Genomic DNA, 22,800 nt, shown 5'->3' with positions numbered 1-22,800 from the left:
GAAATATGTTTAAATCAGGATTTATAACAATTGTAGGTAGACCAAATGTAGGTAAGTCAACATTAACAAACTTATTAATGGGAGAGAAACTTTCAATTGTTTCTAATAAACCTCAAACAACAAGAAATAATATTCAAACTATATTAACTGGAGAAAATTATCAAATGATTTTTGTAGATACTCCAGGGATACATAAACCTAAGCATAAATTAGGAGAGTATATGGTAAATAGTGCTACTGATTCAATAAAGGATGTAGACTTAGTTTTATTTTTAAGCAATCCTTGTGATGAAGTAGGAAGAGGAGATAAATTTATAATAGAGCAACTTAAAAATCAAAAAGCTCCTGTTATATTTGTATTAAATAAAGTTGATGAGAGTACTCCAGAGAAAGTTGCTAAAACTTTAGAATTATTTTCAAAAGAATATGATTTTGCGGAAATGATTCCAATATCAGCTATGAAGGGAAAAAATACAGATAAGCTTTTAGACCTTATGATTAAATACTTACCAGAAGGGCCTAAGTATTATCCAGATGATATGATAACAGATGTTCAAGAGAGATTTGTTGTAGCTGAGATAGTTAGAGAAAAGGCACTTAAAAATTTAAGCCAAGAAGTTCCACATGGAATTGCTGTAGATGTTATACAAATGAAGCAAGATGATAGTGGAAAATATAATATAGAAGTAGACTTAATATGTGAAAAGGCATCTCATAAAGGAATAATAATTGGGAAAAATGGTCAAACGCTTAAAAAAATAGGTTCTACAGCTAGATATGAGTTAGAAAGATTTTTAAGAGCAAAAGTAAATATAAAAATATGGGTAAAAGTTAGAAAAGAGTGGAGAGATAATACCTCTTTATTAAAAGAATTAGGTTATAAAAAATTAAAGTAGGAGGGATAGCTTCTGGCACTTATAGAAAGTGGTGGAGTTATCATTAAGGCTCAAGATTATAAAGAGAATGATAAATTGCTTTGGATTTTTACCGAGAAAATGGGTAAGATAACAGCTATAGCTAAGGGTGCAAAGAAAAGTAAAAATAAACTCTTTTCATTAACGCACCCTTTGTGCTATGGTGATTATTTATTATTCAAGGGAAAGGGTTTATATAGGTTATCTGAAGGGAAAATAAGAACTTCCTTTCAGACATCTTTAACTGACCTAGAAAAGCTTACTTATGCATCTTACTTATGTGAGCTTATTGATATATCACTACAGGATGAAGAAGAAAATTTTAATTTATATAAGGAATTTGTAACTTGTCTTTACTTATTAAATACGGAGGCTATAAGTTATGAATTGTTAATAAGAGCTTTTGAGCTTAAATTATTAAAATACACTGGGTATGGATTAAGATTTGATAATTGTGTGTTTTGTAAAAGTAAATTAAGCGTTTCAAACTATATTAGTTTAAGGTATTTTGGAGGAGTATGTAATAATTGTAAAAAAGAACATGGGCTTTACATAAATAAAGCAACTTATAATGCCTTAAGATTTTTAAATAATACTCCTTTAGATAAGGTTTATAGATTAACTTTATCAAGGGAGATTATGGATGAGGTTTATAAAGTAACTAGCTTTATAATATCTTCAGTTTATTCAAGAAAACCTAAAAGTTTAGAAATGTTAAAATTTATAAAGGAGTGATTTAAATGAGTGAAATAACATTAGAAAAAGTAGACCAAGTAATAGATAGAACTTATGCAACATATGCAGAGGCTAAAGAAGCTTTAGAAGCTTGTGATGGAGATGTAGTTAATGCATTAATATATATTGAGAAAAAAAGAGAAGAAGAAAGTAAAATTAATGAAGAAGCTTTCAATGAAGAAAAAGCAGAGAGTTTTGAAGAAATAAAAAAATTTATAAAAGAATTAATAAATAAGGGAAATGTGTCTAGAATAAGAATACTTAAAGGAGATAAGGTTTTAGCTGATATTCCTGTTAATGCAGGGATTGCAGCAGGAGCAATTGCTATTGCATTTCCAAGTGTCTTAGCCTTAGGTTTTGTTGCTGCAATTGCAACTAAAATTACAATTGAAATAACTAAATCAGATGGAAGCGTTGAGGTTATAAATAAATTAGTTAAAGATGCAGCTTATGATATTAAAGACAAGGCATCTAATTTAAAAGATAAGGCATTTAGTGTAGCAAATGGTATGAAAGAAAAGAGAGAAAAAGGGAAGGTTTGTGAAAATAAAATAAATAAATTTCACAGACACAATAAATTAGATAATGAAACAAGTTTTACATATACAGTAAAATTTGATGAAGTTGAATAAGAGTAGATGTAAAATATAGGAATATGGAATAAAGAGGAAAAAACGCGTGATTTTAAATGATAATTATCAGATTTGAATGATTTTTCAGAAAATTTGCTATACTAAAAAGATTTAGGTTGTGTTACAATTAATATATAAAAATTCCTTTTTGTTCCTAGTTTATTTAAGGAAGGAGCATTCAAATTGAAATTAACACCAAGGCAGGAAGAAATAGTTAAACTTGTGAAAGAAGGTCAACCAATAACTTCAGAGGCTTTAGCAGGAAAGTTAGGGGTTACAAGAGCAGCCTTAAGACCAGACCTTGCTATACTTACTATGATAGGGGTATTAGATGCAAGGCCTAAGGTTGGGTATGTATATTCTGATAAGCCTTCTAATAGTTTTATCTATGAAAAAATAAAAAATATAAAGGTTAAAGACATAATGTCTAAACCGGTTACAGTTTGTGAAGAAACTATGCTTCATGATGCTATAGTACATCTTTTTTTAAATGATGTTGGGACTATGTTTGTAGAGAATGGAGGAGTTCTAACGGGAGCTGTTTCAAGAAAAGACTTTTTAAAGGTTGCTATAGGGGGAACAGACATCTATAAAGTTCCTGTTGGTGTTATAATGACAAGAATGCCTAATATAGTATGTGCTGTAGAAGAAGATTGTGCTTTTGACGTAGCAAAAAAAATAATAGAACATGAAATAGACTCCGTACCAGTTGTAAAAAGAATTGAAGATAATGAGGGAAAAGAGAGGTTAGAAATCATAGGAAAAATCTCTAAGACTAACATAACAAAGCTCTTTGTTAAGCTTGGAGAAAATTAAATTATAGTTAAAAAAAGAAAGATTAAATGGGTAGCTATCGGGGTTAATACTCTGTTAGTATATAAATTTCAACTATAGTATTGAACGGAGGAGTATTGAGATGAAAAAAAAGCAGTATGTTTATCTTTTTAATGAAGGTAATGCTAGTATGAAAAATTTATTAGGTGGAAAAGGTGCTAACTTATCTGAAATGACTATGTTAGGAATACCAGTTCCACAAGGATTTACAGTAACAACTGAAGCATGTAATAAATATTATGAAGATGGTAAAAAGATTTCTGAAGGAATAATAGAAGAAATTGAAAATAAAATGGCTGAACTAGAAAAAATAACAGGTAAAAAGTTTGGTTCTCTTGAAAATCCATTACTAGTATCAGTAAGATCTGGTGCAAGGGTTTCAATGCCAGGTATGATGGATACAATATTAAACCTTGGTTTAAATGATGAGTCAGTAGAGGCTATGGCTAAATTAACAAATAATCCAAGATTTGCTTATGACTCATATAGAAGATTTATTCAAATGTTTGCTGATGTTGTAATGGGTGTTGAAAAGAGATTATTTGAAGATTTATTAGATGAGGTTAAGGAAGAGAAAGGTTATAAAATAGATACAGATTTAACTGCAGAAGATTTAAAAGATTTAGTAGTTAAGTTTAAAGCTCTTTATAAAAAAGAAAAAGGAGAAGATTTCCCAAGCAATCCAAAGGAACAACTTATAGAAGCTGTTACAGCTGTATTTAGATCATGGAATAATCCAAGAGCTATAGTTTATAGAAGATTAAATGATATTCCAGGAGAATGGGGTACTGCTGTTAATGTTCAAGAAATGGTGTTTGGAAATAAAGGAGAAACTTCAGGAACTGGAGTTGCTTTTTCAAGAAATCCAGCTAATGGAGATAATGAGTTATATGGAGAGTATTTAATGAATGCTCAAGGTGAGGATGTTGTTGCAGGTATAAGAACTCCAGAGCCAATAAGCCACTTAGAAGCTCAAAATCCAACTATATACAAACAATTTACTGATATAGTAAACACTTTAGAAAAGCATTATAGAGATATGCAAGATATGGAGTTTACAATAGAGGATGGAAAGTTATACTTCCTTCAAACAAGAAATGGTAAAAGAACAGCACAAGCAGCATTAAAAATAGCTGTTGATTTAGTTGAAGAGGGAATGTTAACTAAGGAAGAGGCTATATTAAAGGTTGAGCCTAAACAATTAGATACATTACTTCACCCAGCTTTTGCATCAGAAGGATTAAAAGAAGCTAAAATTGTTGCAAAAGGATTACCAGCATCACCAGGTGCAGCTTGTGGTAAAATAGCCTTTACAGCAGAAGAAGCTAAGGAAAGAAAAGCAAATGGTGAAAAGGTTGTGTTAGTAAGATTAGAAACTTCTCCTGAAGATATTGAAGGTATGATTGCAGCAGAGGGAATTTTAACTGTTAGAGGTGGAATGACTTCTCATGCAGCAGTTGTAGCAAGAGGTATGGGTACTTGTTGTGTAGCAGGTTGTGGAGAATTAAAAATAAATGAAGAAAAGAGAACCTTAGAAGTTGACGGGCAAATTTTAACTTTTGATGATTATATATCAATAGATGGTTCAACAGGACACATTTATGCTGAAAAAGTTAAAACAGTATCTCCAGAAATTACAGGTCATTTTGCTACATTCATGGCTTGGGCTGATGAGATAAGAAAGTTAAAGGTTAGAACAAACTCAGATACACCAAGAGATACTAAGCAAGCTGTTGAGTTTGGTGCTGAGGGTATTGGATTATGTAGAACAGAGCATATGTTCTTTGCAGAAGATAGAATTTTAGCTGTTAGAGAAATGATATTAGCTAAAAATGAAGATAGCAGAAGAATTGCTTTAGATAAGCTTTTACCAATGCAAAGAGAAGATTTTATAGGAATTTATGAGGCGCTTGAAGAAAGACCTGCAACTATAAGATTTTTAGACCCACCTCTACATGAATTCTTACCAAGTGAAGAAGAAGATATAAAGGCTTTAGCTAAAGAAATAGGAGTAAGTCCAGAGGAAATTAAGAATGTAGTTGCTGAATTACATGAATTTAATCCAATGATGGGACATAGAGGATGTCGTTTAGCAGTTTCTTACCCTGAAATAGCAGAAATGCAAACAAGAGCTGTTATAGAAGCTGCTATTGAAGTTAAGAAAAATAAAGGCTTTAATATAGTTCCTGAAATAATGATTCCTTTAATAGGAGATATAAAAGAATTAAAGTATGTTAAGAAGGTAGTTGTTGAAACAGCTAAAACAGTAATGGAAGAAAAAGGTGTTACTTTAGAATATAAAGTAGGAACAATGATTGAAATTCCAAGAGCTGCTTTAACAGCTGATAAAATAGCAGAAGAAGCTGAGTTCTTCTCTTTTGGAACAAATGATTTAACTCAAATGACATTTGGATTCTCAAGAGATGATGCAGGTAAATTCTTAAAAGATTATTATGAAAAAGGAATATATGAGCAAGACCCATTTGCTAAGTTAGACCAAGAGGGTGTTGGAGAGCTTATGAAGATTGCTTGTGAAAAAGGTAAGAAAACAAGAGCTGATATTAAGTTAGGTATATGTGGAGAACATGGAGGAGACCCTTCCTCTGTTGAATTCTGCCATAACTTAGGATTAGACTATGTAAGTTGTTCACCTTATAGAGTTCCTTTAGCAAGACTTGCAGCTGCACAAGCACAAGTAAAAAATAAAAGATAATATTAAAAGGAGTATTCTTTAAAGAATACTCCTTTTTTTAAATTTTAATTTTAAATTCCTTTTTAACTAAATCTTTAAATTCTTTAACAAAATTAATTTGATAAGAGGTGCTTTGGGCTACTTCTTTTAAAGAATCTAAAAAAATTTTTTTGTTACATTTTTTTATGTTGCTATAATAATCTTTTGATAATCTCCAATACTTTTGTGGGAAAGATAAGTAAGCAAATATATATCTAAAATCATCTTCATTAATAGGAGAGATTGAGTTATATGTTTTTAATATTTTTCTTGTAAGTTCTATGTCCCAGTTTATTTTAGACCTTTTTAATAATCTCCTCATAAAATAACATAAATCATACATAGAATAGGTTAAAAGTGCTTTATCAAAATCTATTACATAAATTTTATTATCATCTATTAAAATATTTTTGTTTACATAATCACCATGACAAAGGGATTTACTTAAATTTTCATTTATAATGGAATTAGAAATTTCTAGAGAAGTTTTTGCAAGAAAAATATTTTCATCAAAAATATCTAAAAATAAAGAAGAAAATTTATCCTTATGTTTTAGTTTATTAGCTAAGTTAAATGATAGTAGAATTTTATTAAAATGTTTTAGAGTGGATATGTAGAGACTATCAAATCCAGTTTTAATTAAACTTCCTTCAATTGCTTTAAAATTTCTAGAACAGTTGTGCATTTTAGCTAAATTATCTATAGATAATAATACATGATTTACATTATCAAAATCACATTTTTCTCCACTAACCCAAGGTGATAGCATAAAGAGCATATCATTAGCTTTTACAAATCTTCCATAATCCTTAGAAGGTAATAATTTAGGTAGATTTATTTCATTTCTAGAAAACCATTCCATAACAGAATATATAAATAATAGTCTTTCTTCATCATAATAGACTTTTTTTAAACAGAAAGTATTTTCATTATTTATTAATTTATAAACTGCTCTATTTTTATCTGTATTTTTAAATTTTATCCTTTCTATAGCATAATTTTCTAGATTATACATAGGTAATACTAATGATTCTACAGTATTAAAAATATCAAAATCCTTAGAATGCTTAGACATTATTAACCTCCTAATAAAAAAATACTTATTATAAGAATATTATAATTAACTTTAGATTATACTTTAAAATATGAAATACTTTTATTTTGTTATAAAAGAGGCTTTTAACATAAAATTTTACAAGGATAAATAGCCTTAAAATATAAAAGGATTTTAAATAGGCACATAGAATATATATAATAAGGTGATGCTATGAAAATAAGAGAGAATATTGAAAGTTTTGAAAGAATTAAGTTAAACAAAGTCGCAAAATTCTCAAGTGAATCCTTAGGGAGAGAGCGTTTTGAGAAAGAAGATGAAATAAGAACTTGTTTTATGGTAGATAGAGATAGGATAATTCACAGTAAGTCTTTTAGAAGATTAAAGAGAAAAACTCAAGTTTTTATAAGGACTTATGGAGACCATTATAGAACAAGACTTGTTCATACTTTAGAGGTATCTCAAGTGGCTAGAACTATAGGAGTTGCTTTATCTTTAAATGAATATTTAATAGAGGCAATTGCCTTAGGACATGATTTAGGTCATGCAGCCTTTGCTCATATAGGAGAAGATGTTTTAAATGAATTTCTTCCTACAGGATTTAAGCATAATGAACAAAGTGTTAGAGTAGCAAGAAGAATTGAAAAAGGTGGTTTAGGTCTTAACCTTACAAAAGAGGTTTTAGATGGAATATTAAATCATAGTGGATTTTCAAATGTTAGTAAGGTATCAGGAACATTTGAAGGACAAGTAGTTAGATTTGCTGATAAAATAGCTTATGTGAATCATGATATAGATGATTCAATTAGAGCAGGAATTTTAAGAGAAGAGGATTTACCTAAAGATATAATAAATCTTTTAGGAGAAAGAGGAAGTGAAAGAATAAATACCTTAGTAAAAGATTGTATTTTTAATACTCTTTCAAATATAGAGAAGGGTGAGTTAAAGGTATCTTTAAGCAAAGAGATAGGAGATGCCTTTGTAAAGCTTAGAAAGTTTTTGTTTGATAATATATATTTAGGGAAATACTTAGAAAATGAGAGGAAAAAAGCAGAATTTGTACTAGAAAAAGTTATAGAATATTATTATAAAAATTGGAATGAAATGCCTACATTATATAAAGAAATATGCAAGGAAGAAGGAATACATAGAGGAGTTACAGATTATATTGCGGGTATGACAGATGATTACTGCACAAATGAATTTAATAAAATATATATTCCTAAGTTTGTTATGTACTAAGGATTTTTGGAATAATTAGGTCAAAATGTTGCTAAAATATAATTATTATACATTTACACTTGAAAATTTATAAAAAAAAAGTTATATTTAAAATTTGAGAAGGATTTTATCAATTGATGTCGAATAATAATTAATTGTCAAAAAATATTAAGAAGGTGAGTAGATTTCTTGCGAATTTCAGAAGAAATTATAGAAAAAGTTAAAGAACAAAATGATATTGTGGATGTTGTTTCTGAGGTGGTAAGACTAAAAAGAGCTGGTAGAAATTTTTCAGGTCTTTGCCCTTTTCATAGCGAGAAAAGTCCGTCTTTTAGTGTGTCTCCAGATAAACAAATATTTAAATGTTTTGGCTGTGGAGAGGCTGGAAATGTAATTAGTTTTGTTATGAAAACTAAAAATTTAAACTTTGTAGATGCTGTTAAAGATTTAGCAGAAAGAGCGAACATTATAATACCTGTAGAAGATGGGAAGCAGAGTGAAGCTCAAAGAAAAAAGCAGATTTTATATAACATAAATAAATGTGCAGCAAGATATTACTTTTCTAATCTTCAAAATCATAAAGAAGCAAAGGAATATTTTTTTAAAAGAGGTATAAAAGAAAATATATTAAAAAGCTTTGGTCTTGGTTACGCTAAGGAAGGATGGCAAAACACCATAAACCATCTTAGAAAAGAGGGATTTAGTAAGGAAGCTATTGAAGCAGCGGGTTTAGGAATAAAAAGTCAAAAAGGAACTTTTTATGATAGGTTTAGAAATAGAGTAATTTTTCCTGTTTTTGATTATAAGGGAAGTGTAATTGGATTTGGAGGTAGAGTTTTAGATGATTCAAAGCCAAAGTACTTAAACTCTCCTGAAACCCTAATCTTCCATAAAGGAACAAATTTATATGCTTTAAATTTTGCAATAAAGCATGGTTTAAAGGATAGAACTTTAATAATTGTTGAAGGTTATATGGATTGTATTTCACTTCATCAATATGGAATAACTAATGTAGTTGCTTCTTTAGGAACAGCATTAACTGACAATCAAGCAAGATTATTAAAAAGATATGTAGACAGAGTAATAATATCTTATGATGCAGATATTGCAGGACAAATGGCTACTATAAGAGGTCTTGAGATATTGCAAAATGCAGGATTAGATGTTAGAGTACTAACTGTACCAAAAGGAAAGGACCCTGATGAGTTTATAAGAGCTAATGGAAAAGAAGCCTTTGTAAAATTAATTCAATCTGCTAAGAAACTTATAGATTATAAGCTAAGTAGGGCAAGAATTGGAATAGATTTTTCAGATAATAATGGTCTTATAAAATATGCAGAAAGGGTTGTTAATATATTATCAGATTTAAATCCTATCGAAAAAGATGTCTACATAAAGAAAATTTCAGAAGAAACATCCATAAAAGAACAAGCATTTTATGATTTATTAAATAAAAAATCATTAAACTATAATAAAAACTATGAAAAAGTGAATAATAAGGAAGATTATGGAACAAAATTATATGTAGAGCCTCCTTATGTTAAAGGAGAAAGAAGCATTTTAAAGCTTCTTTGCATGGAGGAAAACCATTCATTAGTAAAAAAATACTTAGAAGAGGATGATTTAATATCTCCTACTATTAAATCCTTACAAAAGATAATAAATGAATCCATAGAAGAGGAAGGATTTAATGATTTAGGAAGGCATATAGAAGCTAAGTGTGAAGATCCAAAAGTTTTAAAGGAATGGTTAGAAGTAAAAGACTTACTTATTCTAGATCATTCTTCTAATATAGAAGTTCTTGTTAAAGATTATATTAACTTAATTAGAAAGTATAAATTAGAACAAGAACAGACTACTGTACTTAAAGAAATTAAAAAATGTGAACAAAACAATAGGTTTAAAGAATCACTTGAATTAGTTAAAAGAGCTAAAGAAATAAGTGATAAACTAAAAGAACTAGAAAGGAGTAAGTAGTTTTAATGGCGGAAGGAGGTAATAAAATGAAAGCTAAAACAACAAAAGCAAAAAAAGGTGAAGGTAAAGAAAAAGTTGACAAAATGGTCTTAGTAAAAAGACTTATAGATAAAGGTAAAAAGAGTGGTTCATTGACTTACAAGGAGATTATGGATGAACTTGATGAAATAGAATTAAATCCAGAACAAATAGAAAAAATCTATGAAGTTCTAGAATCTATGGGAATTGAGGTAATTAGTGAAATTGAACAAGAAGAGGAAGAAGAAGAGGAATTAGACCTTTCTGTTCCTGAGGGAATTGCCATAGATGACCCTGTAAGAATGTACCTAAAAGAAATAGGTAAAGTTCCGCTATTATCATCAGAAGATGAAATAGAGCTTGCAAAGAAAATAGAAGAGGGAAGCAATTATGCTAAGAAAAAATTAGCTGAAGCTAACTTAAGACTTGTTGTAAGTATAGCAAAAAGATATGTTGGTAGAGGTATGTTATTCTTAGACCTTATACAAGAAGGTAACTTAGGTCTTATAAAGGCTGTTGAAAAGTTTGACTATAGAAAAGGGTATAAGTTCTCAACTTATGCTACATGGTGGATAAGACAGGCAATAACTAGAGCAATTGCAGACCAAGCAAGAACTATAAGAATACCAGTTCACATGGTAGAAACTATAAATAAGCTTATAAGAATTCAAAGACAGTTAGTTCAAGAATTAGGAAGAGACCCACTTCCAGAGGAATTATCAAAACAAATGGATATGCCAGTTGATAAGGTAAGAGAAATTTTAAAAATAGCTCAAGAGCCAGTTTCTTTAGAAACTCCAATTGGAGAAGAAGAAGATTCACATTTAGGTGATTTTATACCAGATGATGATGCACCAGCACCAGCTGAAGCAGCAGCATTTACTATGTTAAAAGAACAACTAATAAATGTTTTAGATACTTTAACTCCTAGAGAAGAAAAGGTATTAAGACTAAGGTTTGGATTAGATGATGGAAGAGCTAGAACTCTTGAAGAAGTTGGAAAAGAGTTTAATGTTACTAGAGAGAGAATTAGACAAATTGAAGCTAAAGCTTTAAGAAAATTAAGACATCCAAGTAGAAGTAAAAAATTAAAAGATTATTTAGATTAACATATAAAAGATTAGCACCTTTAGATAAAGGTGCTAATCTTTTTTTCTATATTTTTATAAAATTTTTGAATTAATCTTAAAAATTGTTATTTATATAGAGTTTAAGGGAAATAATAAGGTCTAAAGGCTAATTTCTGAATAAAGCTTTATTTTATGATATAATTTAAATGAGGTGAAGTAGTAAATGACAAAATTTAAGGCTAAAAGAGGGCATGGAGTTTTTGAACTTCTAGTGTATCTTTTTGTAGGAAATATGCTATTAGTTATATTAGATAAAATAATTAAGGGCTATTTAGAGGAAAAGTTTATAATATTAGCAGGAGTTATTTATAGTATTGTATGCATTTATTACATTTTGCTTGATTTATCCTTAGTTTATGAGGTTTACGAAAACTTTATTGAAATAAATTGCTTTAAAGGTTTAAAAAAGTTTAGGATAAACTTTAAAGATATCAATGGTTTTTTGGAACAGTATAAAGTTATAGATGGATTTAAGTTATCAGGATTTGGAAAGCATAAATATTGTTTTGGAAGATGTGTAGTTCATAATGTTGGCATAGCTAGAATGTTTGTTACATCTAGTAAAAAGGTTATATATTTACATACTGAGGATATAAGTTATGGTATATCTCCAGAGGAATTTGAAAGCTTTAAAAAATTAATATTATTAAAGGGGATAAAGGAAGAAAGTTTTAAGATAAAAATAAATAATGTACGAGATATTATAAAAGATAAAAGATTTTATATTCCCTTTATAATAACATCAATATTAATATTAGGAATTATATTAATACCAGCTATATTATATTTATTAGGAAAAATGCCTGATAAGATGCCAATTGATTTTAGTGCTTATTTAACCTCTTGTACTATAGGAAGTGCAAAGGACTTTGTAGTAAGACAAATTATCTATGGAATAATGAATATGATTTTGCTAATATGTATTTATTATGCAAGTCATTTTTGTGCTAAATATGATAAAAAATTAGCTCAAAGATATATTTATTTACCTTTAGTAATAGCATTGGTGTTTTTAGTTTCACAAATACAAACACTAGTAAATTATTTGTAGAAAGTGGGATATTATGGAGTTAAGTAAAAGATTAAAAAAAATTGCAGAACATGTAGATAAATGTGAAAGCGTAGCAGATATAGGTACAGACCATGGGTATATACCTATATATTTAGTTAAAGAAGGCCTATGTAAAAGAGCTATAGCTTCAGATATAAACAAAGGACCTATAGAGAAGGCAAAGGTTAATGTTAACTTTGAAGGAGTTTCAGACAAGGTAAAATGTCTCTTAGGCCCAGGTCTTAATCCTTTAAAGGTAGGAGAAGTAGATGGAGTTATATTAGCAGGAATGGGTGGAAATTTAACTAGGGACATTTTATTAGAAGATTTAGATAAAGTAAAAAAATATGATTTTATAATATTACAACCAGCACAAAACCCAGAAGTTTTAAGAGAGTTTTTATATAAAAATAATTATAAAATTTTAGAAGAAGATTTAATTAAGGATGAAGGTAGATTTTATGAATTATTTAAGGTTAAGTATGATGAAAATTCAGAAAAACTAATTTTTGAGGATGAAATAGATTATGAAATAAGTCCTTTATTAAAAGATAGTAAGCATCCTTTATTTAAAGAATTTATTGAAGAAAAAATAAAAAAATATGAAAGTATATTAAGCTTTATAAAAGAGGATACAGAATCTGCTAATAAAAGAAAAGACTATTTAAAAGAAAAAATAAGAAAACTTAAGGGGATGATATAATGAAATTAAATGATATTATAAGAATAATAGAGGATATTGCCCCAATTAATTTAAAAGAAGGCTTTGATAATGTAGGCCTTATGGTTGGGGATAGAGAAAAAAACATAACTAAAATTTTACTAGCTTTAGATTGTACAGAGGAGGTTATTAAGGAGGCTATTGAGCTTAAGGCAAATCTTATATTAACTCATCACCCTCTTTTATTTAGAAAGCCAAATTCAATAACAACAGATACCCTTTTAGGAAGAAAAATTATAAGCCTAATAAAAAATGATATAAATCTTTATTCAGCTCATACAAATTGGGATTCAGTTAATGGAGGATTAAATGATACCTTAGTTGAAATTTTAGGTTTTAATAAAGGAATAGTAATGGACAAAAATCAATTTAATCCTGAATGTGGTATTGGTAGATTTGTAGAGTTAGATAAGGAAATTACTATTTTAGACATAATAAATGTTATAAAAAAATCTTTAGGGGTTGAAAATTTAAGATATGCAGGAGATTTAAATAATTCTGTAAAAAGAATTGCTATTATAAATGGGAGTGGACAAGATTTCTTTGAAGAGGCAAGAAAGCTTGGAGCAGAATTAATAATAACTGGAGATACAACATATCATTTTGTTTCAGATTATAAAGAAATGGGATTAAATATTTTAGATATAGGACATTTTAAGTCAGAATGGCCTGTATTAATTAAGGTTAGTGAGAAAGTTAAAGAAAAGTTAGGGGAAGATGTAGAATTTGTTATTTCAAAAAAATCTAAAGACCCTTTTGAATTTATATAAAATTTAATAGTATTAATAAGATAAATATTAAGTATTATATTTTAGTAATATTTGAATTTATATTCTTTTATTATATAATAGGTATGGTATGCATTTTTACCATACCTAAAATTTTATAAAATCCAAGCTTGTATTGGTAGAGGTTCGTAACCATCCCTCTATAAAAAACTAAGGGCTGTAACTGTATTATAGGATAGTTATACTCTTTAGTATGCCTGTAATATAGTTTTTATTATTTTTAATAGGTTTTTATTTAAAAATAATTGCAGTTCCTTTTGGTTAATTTAAATCAAAGGGAGGAAACAAAAAATGAATAAAAGAAAGGTAATTATTGATTGCGACCCAGGAATAGATGATGCTTTAGCCATTATTCTTGCATTAAAGTCAAAGGATATTGAGGTTTTAGGGATAACTACAGTATCAGGAAATGTTGAAAGCTTTCAAGGAGCTAAAAATGCCTTAAAGGTTCTTAAACTTTTAGGAAGATTAGATATTCCAGTTTATTTAGGAGAAAGTAAACCCTTTAAAAGAAAACTTATAACTGCACAAGATACTCATGGTGAAGATGGCTTAGGAGAAACTTTTTTAGAAGAAGTACCTCTTTCTTATATTAGAGAAAATGCAGTTGATTTTATACTAAATACTTTAAAGCAGGAGGAAGAGGTTAGTATTATTGCACTTGGACCTTTAACAAATTTATTTAGAGCAATAAAAAAAGATAAAAAAACCTTTCATAAAGTTAGTGAAATAGTATCTATGGGAGGAGCTTATAAAAGTCATGGAAATTGCTCTCCTGTAGCTGAATTTAATTATTGGGTAGATCCTCATGGAGCTAGGGAGTTTTTAAAAGAGTTTGAAGGGGAATTTACTATGGTTTCTCTAGATGTTACAAGAGAAATAGTCCTAACACCAAATTTAAGAGAAATGATACATCAATTTAAGGATGAAATTGGTAATTTTATATATGATATTACTAGGTTTTATGTTGATTTTCATTGGGAACAAGAAAGAACTCTTGGTTGTGTTATAAATGACCCTTTAGCTGTGGAATATTTTTTAAATAAAAATATTTGTAGTGGTTTTAAAGCTTATGTAGATATAGCCTGTGAAGATATATCAATTGGGCAAAGTGTTGTTGATGTAGCAAATTTTTATAAAAAAAGAAAAAATGTATTTGTTTTAGATAAAGTTAATAGCAAAGAGTTTATGATTAGTTTTTTAAATAAGATATTTAAAAATCATAAAGAAGATATTGAAAATATAATAAATAATCCTAAATACGGTATTTAGGAGGTATTTATTTATGAGAAATTCAAAGAGCTTAAAATTAACAATTATGGGTATTGGAATAGCTTTAAATATGATTGGAGCTTTTATAGCTTTAAATTTAAGGCTTCCTATATATTTAGATTCTATAGGGACAATAATGGTTGGCTTTGTTTTAGGTCCTGTTTATGGTATGGTTACAGGAGTTTTAGGAAGCTTAGTTAGTGGGATAACCTTTGACATATATTCTTTATATTTTGCACCAGTTCAAATATTTACTGGTTTTTTTGCAGGATATTTCTATAAAAAAGGTTTTATGAAGGGAAAGAAAGTATTTGTTAGTGTTTTTATAATGACCCTATTTGTAAGCCTTATAGGAGCAATTTTAACTGCATATATTTTTGGGGGATTAACTTCTTCAGGGTCTAGTTATTTAATAATAATTTTAAATAATTTAGGTGTAAATCCTGTTTTAAGTGCTTTTATAACACAGTTTTTAACAGATTATTGCGATAAATTAGTTGCAGTTTTATTAATGTTACAGGTTGTAAAAAGATTACCTAAAAATATTTTGATAAAATTACAAAATGCTTAATTGGAGATGAAAAAACTTGGATAGATATAATATTATAGATAATAAAAATAAAAGAGAGATAGTTCTTTTAAAATCTTTTCCTTGCCTATGGGGAAAATGTGCTTTTTGTGATTATATAGAAGATAATTCAAAAAATACTTATGAGATAGTTAACTTAAATAAAGAGGTACTTAGCAATGTAAAGGGAGTTTATGGAGTTTTAGAAGTAATAAATTCAGGAAGTGTATTTGAAATTCCAAAGGAAACCTTAGAGGAAATAAAGAAAATTATAGAGAGTAAAAATATTAAAAAACTTTTTTTTGAAGCTCATTGGTGTTATAGAAATAGATTAAAGGAGATTGAAGAATACTTTGGTGTTCCTATAATATTTAAAACTGGCATTGAAACCTTTGATGATTATTTTAGGAATACGGTTTTAAATAAGAATGCTAGATTTAATAGTGTAGATGAGGTTAAAAAGTATTTTAAATCAATATGTCTTATGGTTGGAATAAAAGGTCAGACTAAAGATATGATAAAAAAAGATATGGATATACTTTTAAAGAATTTTGAATATGGAACTGTTAATATCTGGACTGAAAATACAACCTCTTTTAAAAGAGATGAAGAACTTATCAAATGGTTTGAAAAAGAATATTCTTTTTTAAAGGATAATGAAACTATAGAGGTTTTATTTGAAAATACAGATTTTGGTGTAGGGGATTAAAGAACAGCTTAAAATAAATTTATAAATTTTTATTAAAAACCTTGTTTTATGGAAGAAACAAGGTTTTTTTCATATAATGTTATATAAAGATTTTAGGAGACATTATTTATGTGGTCAAACTTTAGAGATAATTTTCATAAAGACTGCTTTAAGGATTTAAAAAGAGATTTTAATAGATTAAGAAGAAATTTTAGAAAAAATATATATAAAAGATATTCTTTTAATAATTGTTATTTTAGAAAAGCCTTTAAATGGGGAACTATAGGAAGTATATTAACTTTTCTTATTATAAGTCAAATAGGTATTCCATTAGCTATTTTATTTATAGGAATTTTAGCTATATTTGTAATTTGTAGTAAGTGGTGAAAAAATAATTTGAAAAAATCTATTATATGTGTTAATATTAATCTTGCGAGTAAGCCAGACAATCGCTGCTAGTCTTAGAACTAGGAGAGGAAAGTCCGAGCTCCATAGGGCAGGATGCTGGATAACGTCCAGTGGAGGTGACTCTAAGGATAGTGCAACAGAAATAAACCGCCTAGAGTTTTTAGGTAAGGGTGGAAAGGTGAGGTAAGAGCTCACCAGTTTATAGGTGACTATATTGCTATGTAAACCCCATCTGGAGCAAGACCAAATAGGAGGACATTACAGGGGTTGCCCGCTCCGTCCTCGGGTGTGTCGCTTGAGCCTATTGGCAACAATAGGCCTAGATAGATGATTGTCAAATACAGAACTCGGCTTATAGACTTATCTCGTACTTTAAAACACTAGGTTAAAAGACCTAAGTGTTTTTTATTTTATAAAAAATTATACCTGTGTATTATTTCCTTATTGCCTTTAATATTACAGTATTAATTTAATTTTATTGGATATACATAATAAAGTAAGAATATAAATTGAAATGAATTGTTAATTTAGAAATTTATTAATTTATAAGAAGAAAATACAAAAGATAAATGTAATATTAAAGGAGATTAAACTAATGAAAAAAATCTTTGAGATTGTAAAGGTTATATTTTTAGTTCTTTTTTTAGGATATGATGAAAGAAAATTTAATCTATAAACCTCTTTAATATGAAAAGAATTTAAAAATAGCTCATATAATTAAAAAAATATATAAATTTTATAAATAAAATATAACTTTGTCATAATATTGTATTAAAAATAATGTATAATAGATAAATGATATTTTAAAATTTGAATTTAACTTATGAATTTGTTGGTATGGATTTTTTATTAAACTAAATTATTTTACATCGAGGAGGAAAAATGGGGAGAGATAGTAAAAAAAAGAGGAGAAGTAAAAGGAAATGGAAGACATTAGCTTTATTTATTGCCTTTGAAATCATATTTACAGCTATTACAGCACCTTTTATACTTTTATATGGACCGTTCCAAAATGCTAAGAGGACTTACGTAGGAGCCGCTATGACTAGTTTAAGTCATCAATGGATGGCCACTACATTTTTATCAGATGAAAAAATTAATAAAATATTAAATTCAAATATTGATGAAACAGATACAAACGAAAATGTAAATCATAAAACTACAAATACAAATGTAAAATTACCAACTAAACATGATAATAGTATAGAATTATATTCTTTTGAGAATTTTAAATATAATGGATATTACATAGTTATAAAAGACCCAACTAGGGTAGAGATAGGAGTTTCTAAGTACTTAGGCAAAGAAGGACAAACCACTTCTGAGATTGCAAAAGAATATAATGCTGTAGCTGCTATAAATGGAGGAGCTTTTACAGATAAATCTAGTACAGCTCAATGGACAGGAAATGGAGGTTTACCAGCTGGAATAATTATATCAGAGGGTAAATTAATATATAAAGATGTTGCTGATAATGAAAAAATAGAATTAGTTGGAATAACTAAAGAAGGTAAAATGATTGCAGGAATGTATTCTTACGATGACCTTAAAGCTTTAGATGTTAAGGAAGCTGTAAGCTTTGGACCTGTACTTGTTAAAGATGGAGAACTTACACCTATGAAAGGTGATGGTGGATGGGGAGTTGCCCCAAGAACTGCTATAGGACAAAGAGCTGATGGAGCTATAGTAATGTTAGTTGTCGATGGTAGAAGTTTAACAAGTGGAGGAGCAACCTTAAAGGAGTTACAAGAGATATTATTAAATACTTGTAATGTAGTTACTGCAATAAACTTAGATGGAGGTAAATCAACTACAATGTATTTAAATGGAAAAGTTATAAACAATCCAGCATCTAACGTAGGAGAGAGATCTATACCTTCAGCTGTAATAGTAAAGTAAAAAGAGGAGAGTTTTATGAAGAACCTAAAGCGATTTTTAAAATGGGGATTACTGTCTATAGTTTTACAGTGCTTAGTTTTGTTTGTCTTTGATAAATTTTACTTTAGGCTAAATTCTAATGTTAATGTAAAAGCAATAGACATAGCTAGTCAATATAAAAAAGAAAATAAAGATGTTAAATTACCTTTATATATGAGAGATGAAAAAGTATCCTATGATGGAGAATATTTAGCTTATTTAAATGATAGTGGGGAACTTAAGATACTTAATACTTTAGATGATAGTGAAACTAATGTAGAACTTGATGGAGAAAAAGCATCTTATTACACATGGCTTAAGGATAGAAATAGATTACTTGTAACTACAGATATTCCTTATAACAATAAAAAGAATACAGTAATGCTATACTCTGTTGATGTTGACACAAATAAAACTAAGAAAGTTGAAGTTGGCAACATAAGTTCTTCTTATAAGGTAACAGAGATAACAGTTTCAACTAAAACAGGTGTTATTTATATTAAATTCACTAATGAAGAAACAAAAGAATCTATAGTTAAGAGAATAGATAATAATGATGATGTAACAGATGTTGATTTAACAACTAATTTATTAGGTGATATAGAAATTATGCCAAGAGCTGATAGATTAGTTTATGATAGTGAAAGAGGAACAGGAATATACTTAACTCAACCTAATAAGAAGCTAGGAATTAATCCTTCCTTTAAGGTTAGACTTTTAGGTATTGATGAAGAAGGTAATATATACTTTGGAGAAATAAAGGACAGAAAAGTTTTCAAGATTGTTTATGGAGATGTAGAAAATCCTATTGATTCTTGGAATAAGATGCCTTTAGATAAGAACATAGATATGGATGATATATATATAGGAAAAGATGGAGAAATCTATGTTTTAGATAAGGAAGAAAAAGTTGTTAAAGACATTAAGAATGGAAAAGAATTTAAATATGAAGGCGAGTTCTTACAAATGTATTCTAATGGTTTTGCAACTATAATAGATGGAAATAAACTTCATAGAGTATATTTTGATTCTGCTAAAACTGTATAAATAAAAAAATAGGAGATAACTTATTTTAAGTTATCTCCTATTTATATTTTAATATAAGAAAAGAATTAAAAAGCCCAGTTACCTTCCTTAAATATAGGAACTTCAATATTATCTTCAGTTAAGCCTGTTATTTTTAAATCCTTTGTTCCTATCATAAAATCTACATGAGTTAAAGAGTTGTTAGCACCAGCTTTTTCAAGTTCTTCACTACTCATTTTTTCTCCATCTTTTATACAGGAAGAATAGGCTTTTCCAAGAGCTAAATGACAGGAGGCATTTTCATCATATAAAGTGTTATAGAATATTATTCCTGAATTTGATATAGGAGAATTATAAGGAACAAGAGCTACTTCTCCTAAATATTTAGCACCTTCATCTGTATCTAAAAGGTTTTTTAGTGTATCATATCCTTTTTCTGCTGAAAAATCAATTACTTTACCCTCTTTAAAAGTAAGAGAAAAATTATCAATTAAATTTCCACCATAATTTAAAGGTTTTGAACTTACAACCTTTCCATTTACTCCATATTTATAAGGCATAGAAAAGACTTCTTCAGTAGGAATATTAGCTATAAATTCAATTCCAGATTGAGTGTATTCAGAACCACCAGCCCAAATATGACCTTTAGGTAATTCTATTGTTAAATCTGTTCCAAGAGAATTTTCATAATGTAATGATTTTAAATTTTTTTCATTTAAATAATTCATATGATATTTTAAGTTTTCTGTATGTTTATTCCAAGCTTCAATAGGGTCTTTAGTATCTACTCTAACAATTTTGAAAATTTCGTTCCATAGTTTTCCTACAGATTCTTCTTCAGATAGCTCTGGAAAAACTTTTTTAGCCCAAGCTTTAGTTGGTATAGAAACTATTGACCAAGAGTTTTTATTGCTCATTAGCATTTCTCTAAATTCTTCTAAGGCTTTACTTGAAGATTTTCTAAAAGCTAATATTTTATTAGGGTCTATGTCTTTTAACAGTTCAGGGTCAGAGGCAGAAATTGTTAAGAAACAAGCACCTTCTTTAGCATAGCTAAGTCTTGATTCTTTCATCCATTCTGGAAAGTTTTCAAAAACTTCTAAAGGAGAGTATTCATATTTAAGTTTTCCGCAGATTTCATCACTCCATTGAACAACAACCTCTTTTGCACCTTTTTCATAAGCAGCTTTAACAAGCATTCTTGTGAAATCAACACATTCTACAGGAGATGATATAACAAGAGTTTGCCCTTTTTGAACATTTACTCCAATGTTTGTAGCTAACTTGGCATAATTTTCTAACATATTTTCAAATTTATTCATAATATCCATCCTTTCTTTACAAATTCTTACCATTATTATAATGCACTTACATTTATAAAACAATTGATTAAAATATTATTTTATAACAAACCTTCCTTTTTCATAATTTCATCATAATAAGTATCTCCATTAAAAGAAGTGCATCCATAATCTATTAAATAATAAATATCATTTATAAGTCCCCAAGAGCTTTGAACATATAAGTCTTCTTTGTATAAGAAAAAAATTTCTGAAAGAGTATATATATCTTCTAAAAAGGAGCTTTCCTCTCTAAAATTTTTTATATCAACAAAAGGACTTTTATATAGATTTGGAATAACTTCAGCTTTTGGCATGATTATAAAATTTTTATTATAAAATAAAACAGGACATAAGTATCTTTTAAATTTATAAGGGGAGTTTTTAAATACATAAGATTCAACAAAGTTTTGATGTAAGCCATCATGGTTTTTAGCAACCTTTATAACTAAGTTTTTATTTAAAGAAAATACCTTTCTTGAAATACCTTCTCCTAAAAAATTAAAATTTTTATTAAAATCCTTAAGAGATAGAGTGTTTAAATATGAAATTAAAGTATTTAGTTTTTTTAAATCATTTAAATTCATAAAAAATCTCCAAAGTCTTTTAATATATTTTATGGATATTTTTATAAATATTTGTCCAAATCTTATAAGTTTTATATATTAAAAAGAATGATGATATTAAAAGGAATTTAAATATTTATAATAATTCTTTGAAAATGTTATAATGTTTATATGTTAAGTATTAATAAATTTAATAAAAATTAAACTAAGGAGCGAGTAAAAAGTGAAAAATTTTCTTGAGAGTTTAATAGAGAACAATAAACAATATGTTGAACATGGAAAACTGGCATCTTACATACCAGAATTAGAAAAAGCAAATAAGGAAGATTTAGGTATATATATAGTTACTCTTGATGGAAAAGAAGTTGGAGCAGGAGATTATGATAAAAAGTTTACTATTCAAAGTATATCTAAAGTAATAACTTTAATGCTTGCCATATTAGATAATGGTAAAGATAGAGTTTTTTCAAGAGTAGGCGTTGAACCAACAGGAGATAGTTTTAATAGTATAGTAAGCTTAGAGAGAAAGCCATCTAAAAAACCCTTTAATCCTATGGTAAACTCAGGAGCAATCTTAACTACCTCATTAATTGAAGGAGATAGCGAAGAAGAAAAATTTGAAAGAATTTTAGAATTTACTAGAAAAGTAACTGGCAATGAGGATATTCAATTAAATAAAGAGGTTTATTTATCTGAAAAGGAAACAGGAGATAGAAATAGAGCCTTAGCATATTTTATGAAAAGTAATGGCGTTATAGAAGGAAATATAGATGATATATTAGATTTATATTTTAAACAATGTTCCTTAGAGGTTAATGCTAAAGATTTAGCTAGGTTTGGAGCAATGCTTGCAAATGATGGAGTACTTCCTTGGAATGGCGAGAGAGTAATATCTAGAGAGATATGTAGAATTATAAAAACAATAATGGTTACTTGTGGAATGTACGATGATTCTGGTAAGTTTGCTGTGCATATAGGAATTCCAGCAAAAAGTGGTGTTGGTGGAGGCATAATGGCTGCAGTACCAAGAAGAATGGGAATAGGGATTTTTGGACCTTCCTTAGATGATAAGGGTAATAGTATAGCAGGTACACATGTTATGAAAGATTTATCAGAGGAATTAGATTTAAGTATTTTCTAAAATGTGTTAATATTATTAGAACTAATGGGAAAAATCATTAAAAGAGATAGTAATAGAATAAAATATTG

General features: G+C 28.2%; 21 protein-coding genes, 1 other RNA gene and 1 riboswitch. Of the genes, 19 read left to right on the top strand and 3 right to left on the bottom strand.

Annotation, left to right across the window (positions count from 1 at the left end; all coding sequences use genetic code 11):
- The first annotated feature begins 5 nt into the window (after nucleotides 1-5).
- The 5 genes from era (at nucleotide 6) to ppdK (ending at nucleotide 5,828) form a co-directional block, all read left to right on the top strand.
- Nucleotides 6-896: a GTPase Era gene (gene era, locus AC4FRL_RS06100; RefSeq protein ID WP_491139314.1), complete on the top strand. Its 891-nt coding sequence runs from the start codon at nucleotides 6-8 to the stop codon at nucleotides 894-896.
- 21 nt (nucleotides 897-917) lie between these two features.
- On the top strand, nucleotides 918-1,649 hold the full coding sequence (recO, locus tag AC4FRL_RS06095; protein ID WP_491139529.1) for a DNA repair protein RecO: 732 nt from the start codon (nucleotides 918-920) through the stop codon (nucleotides 1,647-1,649).
- Between the two features lie 5 nt (nucleotides 1,650-1,654).
- Entirely contained in the window at nucleotides 1,655-2,281 is a 627-nt protein-coding gene (locus AC4FRL_RS06090) for a DUF4342 domain-containing protein (RefSeq protein WP_491139313.1), read from the top strand.
- Between the two features lie 183 nt (nucleotides 2,282-2,464).
- A complete protein-coding gene (gene ccpN, locus AC4FRL_RS06085; RefSeq protein ID WP_491139312.1) occupies nucleotides 2,465-3,097 on the top strand; it encodes a transcriptional regulator CcpN in 633 nt (210 codons plus the stop codon).
- A gap of 100 nt (nucleotides 3,098-3,197) precedes the next feature.
- Complete coding sequence (gene ppdK, locus AC4FRL_RS06080; RefSeq protein ID WP_491139311.1) at nucleotides 3,198-5,828, top strand: pyruvate, phosphate dikinase; 2,631 nt, start codon at nucleotides 3,198-3,200, stop codon at nucleotides 5,826-5,828.
- Nucleotides 5,829-5,865: 37 nt separating this feature from the next.
- Here ppdK and AC4FRL_RS06075 read toward each other — a convergent pair whose 3' ends face one another.
- Nucleotides 5,866-6,921 (bottom strand): CotS family spore coat protein, encoded by a 1,056-nt coding sequence (locus AC4FRL_RS06075; RefSeq protein WP_491139310.1) that lies wholly within the window; start codon nucleotides 6,919-6,921, stop codon nucleotides 5,866-5,868.
- 192 nt (nucleotides 6,922-7,113) lie between these two features.
- Here AC4FRL_RS06075 and AC4FRL_RS06070 point away from each other — a divergent pair, with 192 nt between their 5' ends.
- The 13 genes from AC4FRL_RS06070 to AC4FRL_RS06010 all read left to right on the top strand — a co-directional run bounded on the left by AC4FRL_RS06070 (nucleotide 7,114) and on the right by AC4FRL_RS06010 (nucleotide 19,706).
- Nucleotides 7,114-8,142, top strand: a complete 1,029-nt coding sequence (locus AC4FRL_RS06070) for a deoxyguanosinetriphosphate triphosphohydrolase (RefSeq protein ID WP_491139309.1) — start codon at nucleotides 7,114-7,116, stop codon at nucleotides 8,140-8,142.
- A 168-nt stretch (nucleotides 8,143-8,310) separates the two neighbouring features.
- Nucleotides 8,311-10,098: a DNA primase gene (gene dnaG / locus AC4FRL_RS06065; protein WP_491139308.1), complete on the top strand. Its 1,788-nt coding sequence runs from the start codon at nucleotides 8,311-8,313 to the stop codon at nucleotides 10,096-10,098.
- Between the two features lie 26 nt (nucleotides 10,099-10,124).
- Nucleotides 10,125-11,225, top strand: a complete 1,101-nt coding sequence (gene rpoD / locus AC4FRL_RS06060) for an RNA polymerase sigma factor RpoD (RefSeq protein ID WP_003451215.1) — start codon at nucleotides 10,125-10,127, stop codon at nucleotides 11,223-11,225.
- Nucleotides 11,226-11,409: 184 nt separating this feature from the next.
- Nucleotides 11,410-12,297, top strand: a complete 888-nt coding sequence (locus tag AC4FRL_RS06055) for a PH domain-containing protein (RefSeq protein WP_491139307.1) — start codon at nucleotides 11,410-11,412, stop codon at nucleotides 12,295-12,297.
- Nucleotides 12,298-12,310: 13 nt separating this feature from the next.
- Nucleotides 12,311-13,000 (top strand): tRNA (adenine(22)-N(1))-methyltransferase, encoded by a 690-nt coding sequence (locus AC4FRL_RS06050; RefSeq protein WP_491139306.1) that lies wholly within the window; start codon nucleotides 12,311-12,313, stop codon nucleotides 12,998-13,000.
- On the top strand, nucleotides 13,000-13,788 hold the full coding sequence (locus tag AC4FRL_RS06045) for a Nif3-like dinuclear metal center hexameric protein (protein WP_491139305.1): 789 nt from the start codon (nucleotides 13,000-13,002) through the stop codon (nucleotides 13,786-13,788). Before AC4FRL_RS06050 ends, AC4FRL_RS06045 begins: the two co-directional genes overlap by 1 nt.
- Before the next feature lie 133 nt (nucleotides 13,789-13,921).
- Nucleotides 13,922-13,966: riboswitch (PreQ1 riboswitch) on the top strand.
- A 131-nt stretch (nucleotides 13,967-14,097) separates the two neighbouring features.
- Complete coding sequence (locus tag AC4FRL_RS06040; RefSeq protein WP_491139304.1) at nucleotides 14,098-15,078, top strand: nucleoside hydrolase; 981 nt, start codon at nucleotides 14,098-14,100, stop codon at nucleotides 15,076-15,078.
- Between the two features lie 13 nt (nucleotides 15,079-15,091).
- Entirely contained in the window at nucleotides 15,092-15,649 is a 558-nt protein-coding gene (locus AC4FRL_RS06035; protein ID WP_491139303.1) for an ECF transporter S component, read from the top strand.
- A 16-nt stretch (nucleotides 15,650-15,665) separates the two neighbouring features.
- Nucleotides 15,666-16,355: a radical SAM protein gene (locus tag AC4FRL_RS06030; protein ID WP_491139302.1), complete on the top strand. Its 690-nt coding sequence runs from the start codon at nucleotides 15,666-15,668 to the stop codon at nucleotides 16,353-16,355.
- A gap of 108 nt (nucleotides 16,356-16,463) precedes the next feature.
- Nucleotides 16,464-16,721 carry a hypothetical protein gene (locus tag AC4FRL_RS06025; RefSeq protein ID WP_491139301.1) on the top strand — a complete coding sequence of 86 codons (258 nt, stop codon included), beginning with the start codon at nucleotides 16,464-16,466 and terminating at the stop codon, nucleotides 16,719-16,721.
- Nucleotides 16,722-16,767: 46 nt separating this feature from the next.
- Nucleotides 16,768-17,114, top strand: an RNA gene (rnpB, locus tag AC4FRL_RS06020) — RNase P RNA component class A.
- Nucleotides 17,115-17,624: 510 nt separating this feature from the next.
- The gene (locus AC4FRL_RS06015) at nucleotides 17,625-18,641 is read left to right on the top strand and encodes a phosphodiester glycosidase family protein (RefSeq protein ID WP_491139300.1); all 1,017 of its coding nucleotides are present in this window, start codon (nucleotides 17,625-17,627) and stop codon (nucleotides 18,639-18,641) included.
- Nucleotides 18,642-18,656: 15 nt separating this feature from the next.
- The gene (locus tag AC4FRL_RS06010; RefSeq protein WP_491139299.1) at nucleotides 18,657-19,706 is read left to right on the top strand and encodes a hypothetical protein; all 1,050 of its coding nucleotides are present in this window, start codon (nucleotides 18,657-18,659) and stop codon (nucleotides 19,704-19,706) included.
- A gap of 65 nt (nucleotides 19,707-19,771) precedes the next feature.
- Here AC4FRL_RS06010 and AC4FRL_RS06005 read toward each other — a convergent pair whose 3' ends face one another.
- Nucleotides 19,772-21,007, bottom strand: coding sequence for an aminopeptidase (locus tag AC4FRL_RS06005; RefSeq protein WP_491139298.1), 1,236 nt, complete (start codon nucleotides 21,005-21,007; stop codon nucleotides 19,772-19,774).
- Between the two features lie 80 nt (nucleotides 21,008-21,087).
- Nucleotides 21,088-21,612: a hypothetical protein gene (locus AC4FRL_RS06000; protein ID WP_491139297.1), complete on the bottom strand. Its 525-nt coding sequence runs from the start codon at nucleotides 21,610-21,612 to the stop codon at nucleotides 21,088-21,090.
- Between the two features lie 202 nt (nucleotides 21,613-21,814).
- On the opposite strand from AC4FRL_RS06000, the gene glsA reads away from it, so the two are divergent.
- Complete coding sequence (gene glsA, locus AC4FRL_RS05995; protein ID WP_491139296.1) at nucleotides 21,815-22,732, top strand: glutaminase A; 918 nt, start codon at nucleotides 21,815-21,817, stop codon at nucleotides 22,730-22,732.
- The last annotated feature ends 68 nt before the right edge of the window (nucleotides 22,733-22,800 follow it).

The sequence above is a fragment of the Clostridium sp. TJA032 genome (assembly GCF_058310275.1).
This window is presented reverse-complemented; position numbering and strand designations above follow the sequence as displayed.

What these genes read in the sequence shown, in the direction of transcription:
- AC4FRL_RS06055 (WP_491139307.1), top strand. Translation starts at nt 11,410, where the DNA reads ATGACAAAATTTAAGGCTAAAAGAGGGCATGGAGTTTTTGAACTTCTA.
- AC4FRL_RS06000 (WP_491139297.1), bottom strand. Translation starts at nt 21,612, where the DNA reads ATGAATTTAAATGATTTAAAAAAACTAAATACTTTAATTTCATATTTA.
- AC4FRL_RS06090 (WP_491139313.1), top strand. Translation starts at nt 1,655, where the DNA reads ATGAGTGAAATAACATTAGAAAAAGTAGACCAAGTAATAGATAGAACT.
- rpoD (WP_003451215.1), top strand. Translation starts at nt 10,125, where the DNA reads ATGAAAGCTAAAACAACAAAAGCAAAAAAAGGTGAAGGTAAAGAAAAA.
- AC4FRL_RS06015 (WP_491139300.1), top strand. Translation starts at nt 17,625, where the DNA reads ATGGGGAGAGATAGTAAAAAAAAGAGGAGAAGTAAAAGGAAATGGAAG.
- AC4FRL_RS06035 (WP_491139303.1), top strand. Translation starts at nt 15,092, where the DNA reads ATGAGAAATTCAAAGAGCTTAAAATTAACAATTATGGGTATTGGAATA.
- AC4FRL_RS06045 (WP_491139305.1), top strand. Translation starts at nt 13,000, where the DNA reads ATGAAATTAAATGATATTATAAGAATAATAGAGGATATTGCCCCAATT.
- AC4FRL_RS06075 (WP_491139310.1), bottom strand. Translation starts at nt 6,921, where the DNA reads ATGTCTAAGCATTCTAAGGATTTTGATATTTTTAATACTGTAGAATCA.
- AC4FRL_RS06010 (WP_491139299.1), top strand. Translation starts at nt 18,657, where the DNA reads ATGAAGAACCTAAAGCGATTTTTAAAATGGGGATTACTGTCTATAGTT.
- AC4FRL_RS06040 (WP_491139304.1), top strand. Translation starts at nt 14,098, where the DNA reads ATGAATAAAAGAAAGGTAATTATTGATTGCGACCCAGGAATAGATGAT.
- ppdK (WP_491139311.1), top strand. Translation starts at nt 3,198, where the DNA reads ATGAAAAAAAAGCAGTATGTTTATCTTTTTAATGAAGGTAATGCTAGT.
- AC4FRL_RS06050 (WP_491139306.1), top strand. Translation starts at nt 12,311, where the DNA reads ATGGAGTTAAGTAAAAGATTAAAAAAAATTGCAGAACATGTAGATAAA.
- AC4FRL_RS06005 (WP_491139298.1), bottom strand. Translation starts at nt 21,007, where the DNA reads ATGAATAAATTTGAAAATATGTTAGAAAATTATGCCAAGTTAGCTACA.
- era (WP_491139314.1), top strand. Translation starts at nt 6, where the DNA reads ATGTTTAAATCAGGATTTATAACAATTGTAGGTAGACCAAATGTAGGT.
- AC4FRL_RS06070 (WP_491139309.1), top strand. Translation starts at nt 7,114, where the DNA reads ATGAAAATAAGAGAGAATATTGAAAGTTTTGAAAGAATTAAGTTAAAC.
- AC4FRL_RS06025 (WP_491139301.1), top strand. Translation starts at nt 16,464, where the DNA reads ATGTGGTCAAACTTTAGAGATAATTTTCATAAAGACTGCTTTAAGGAT.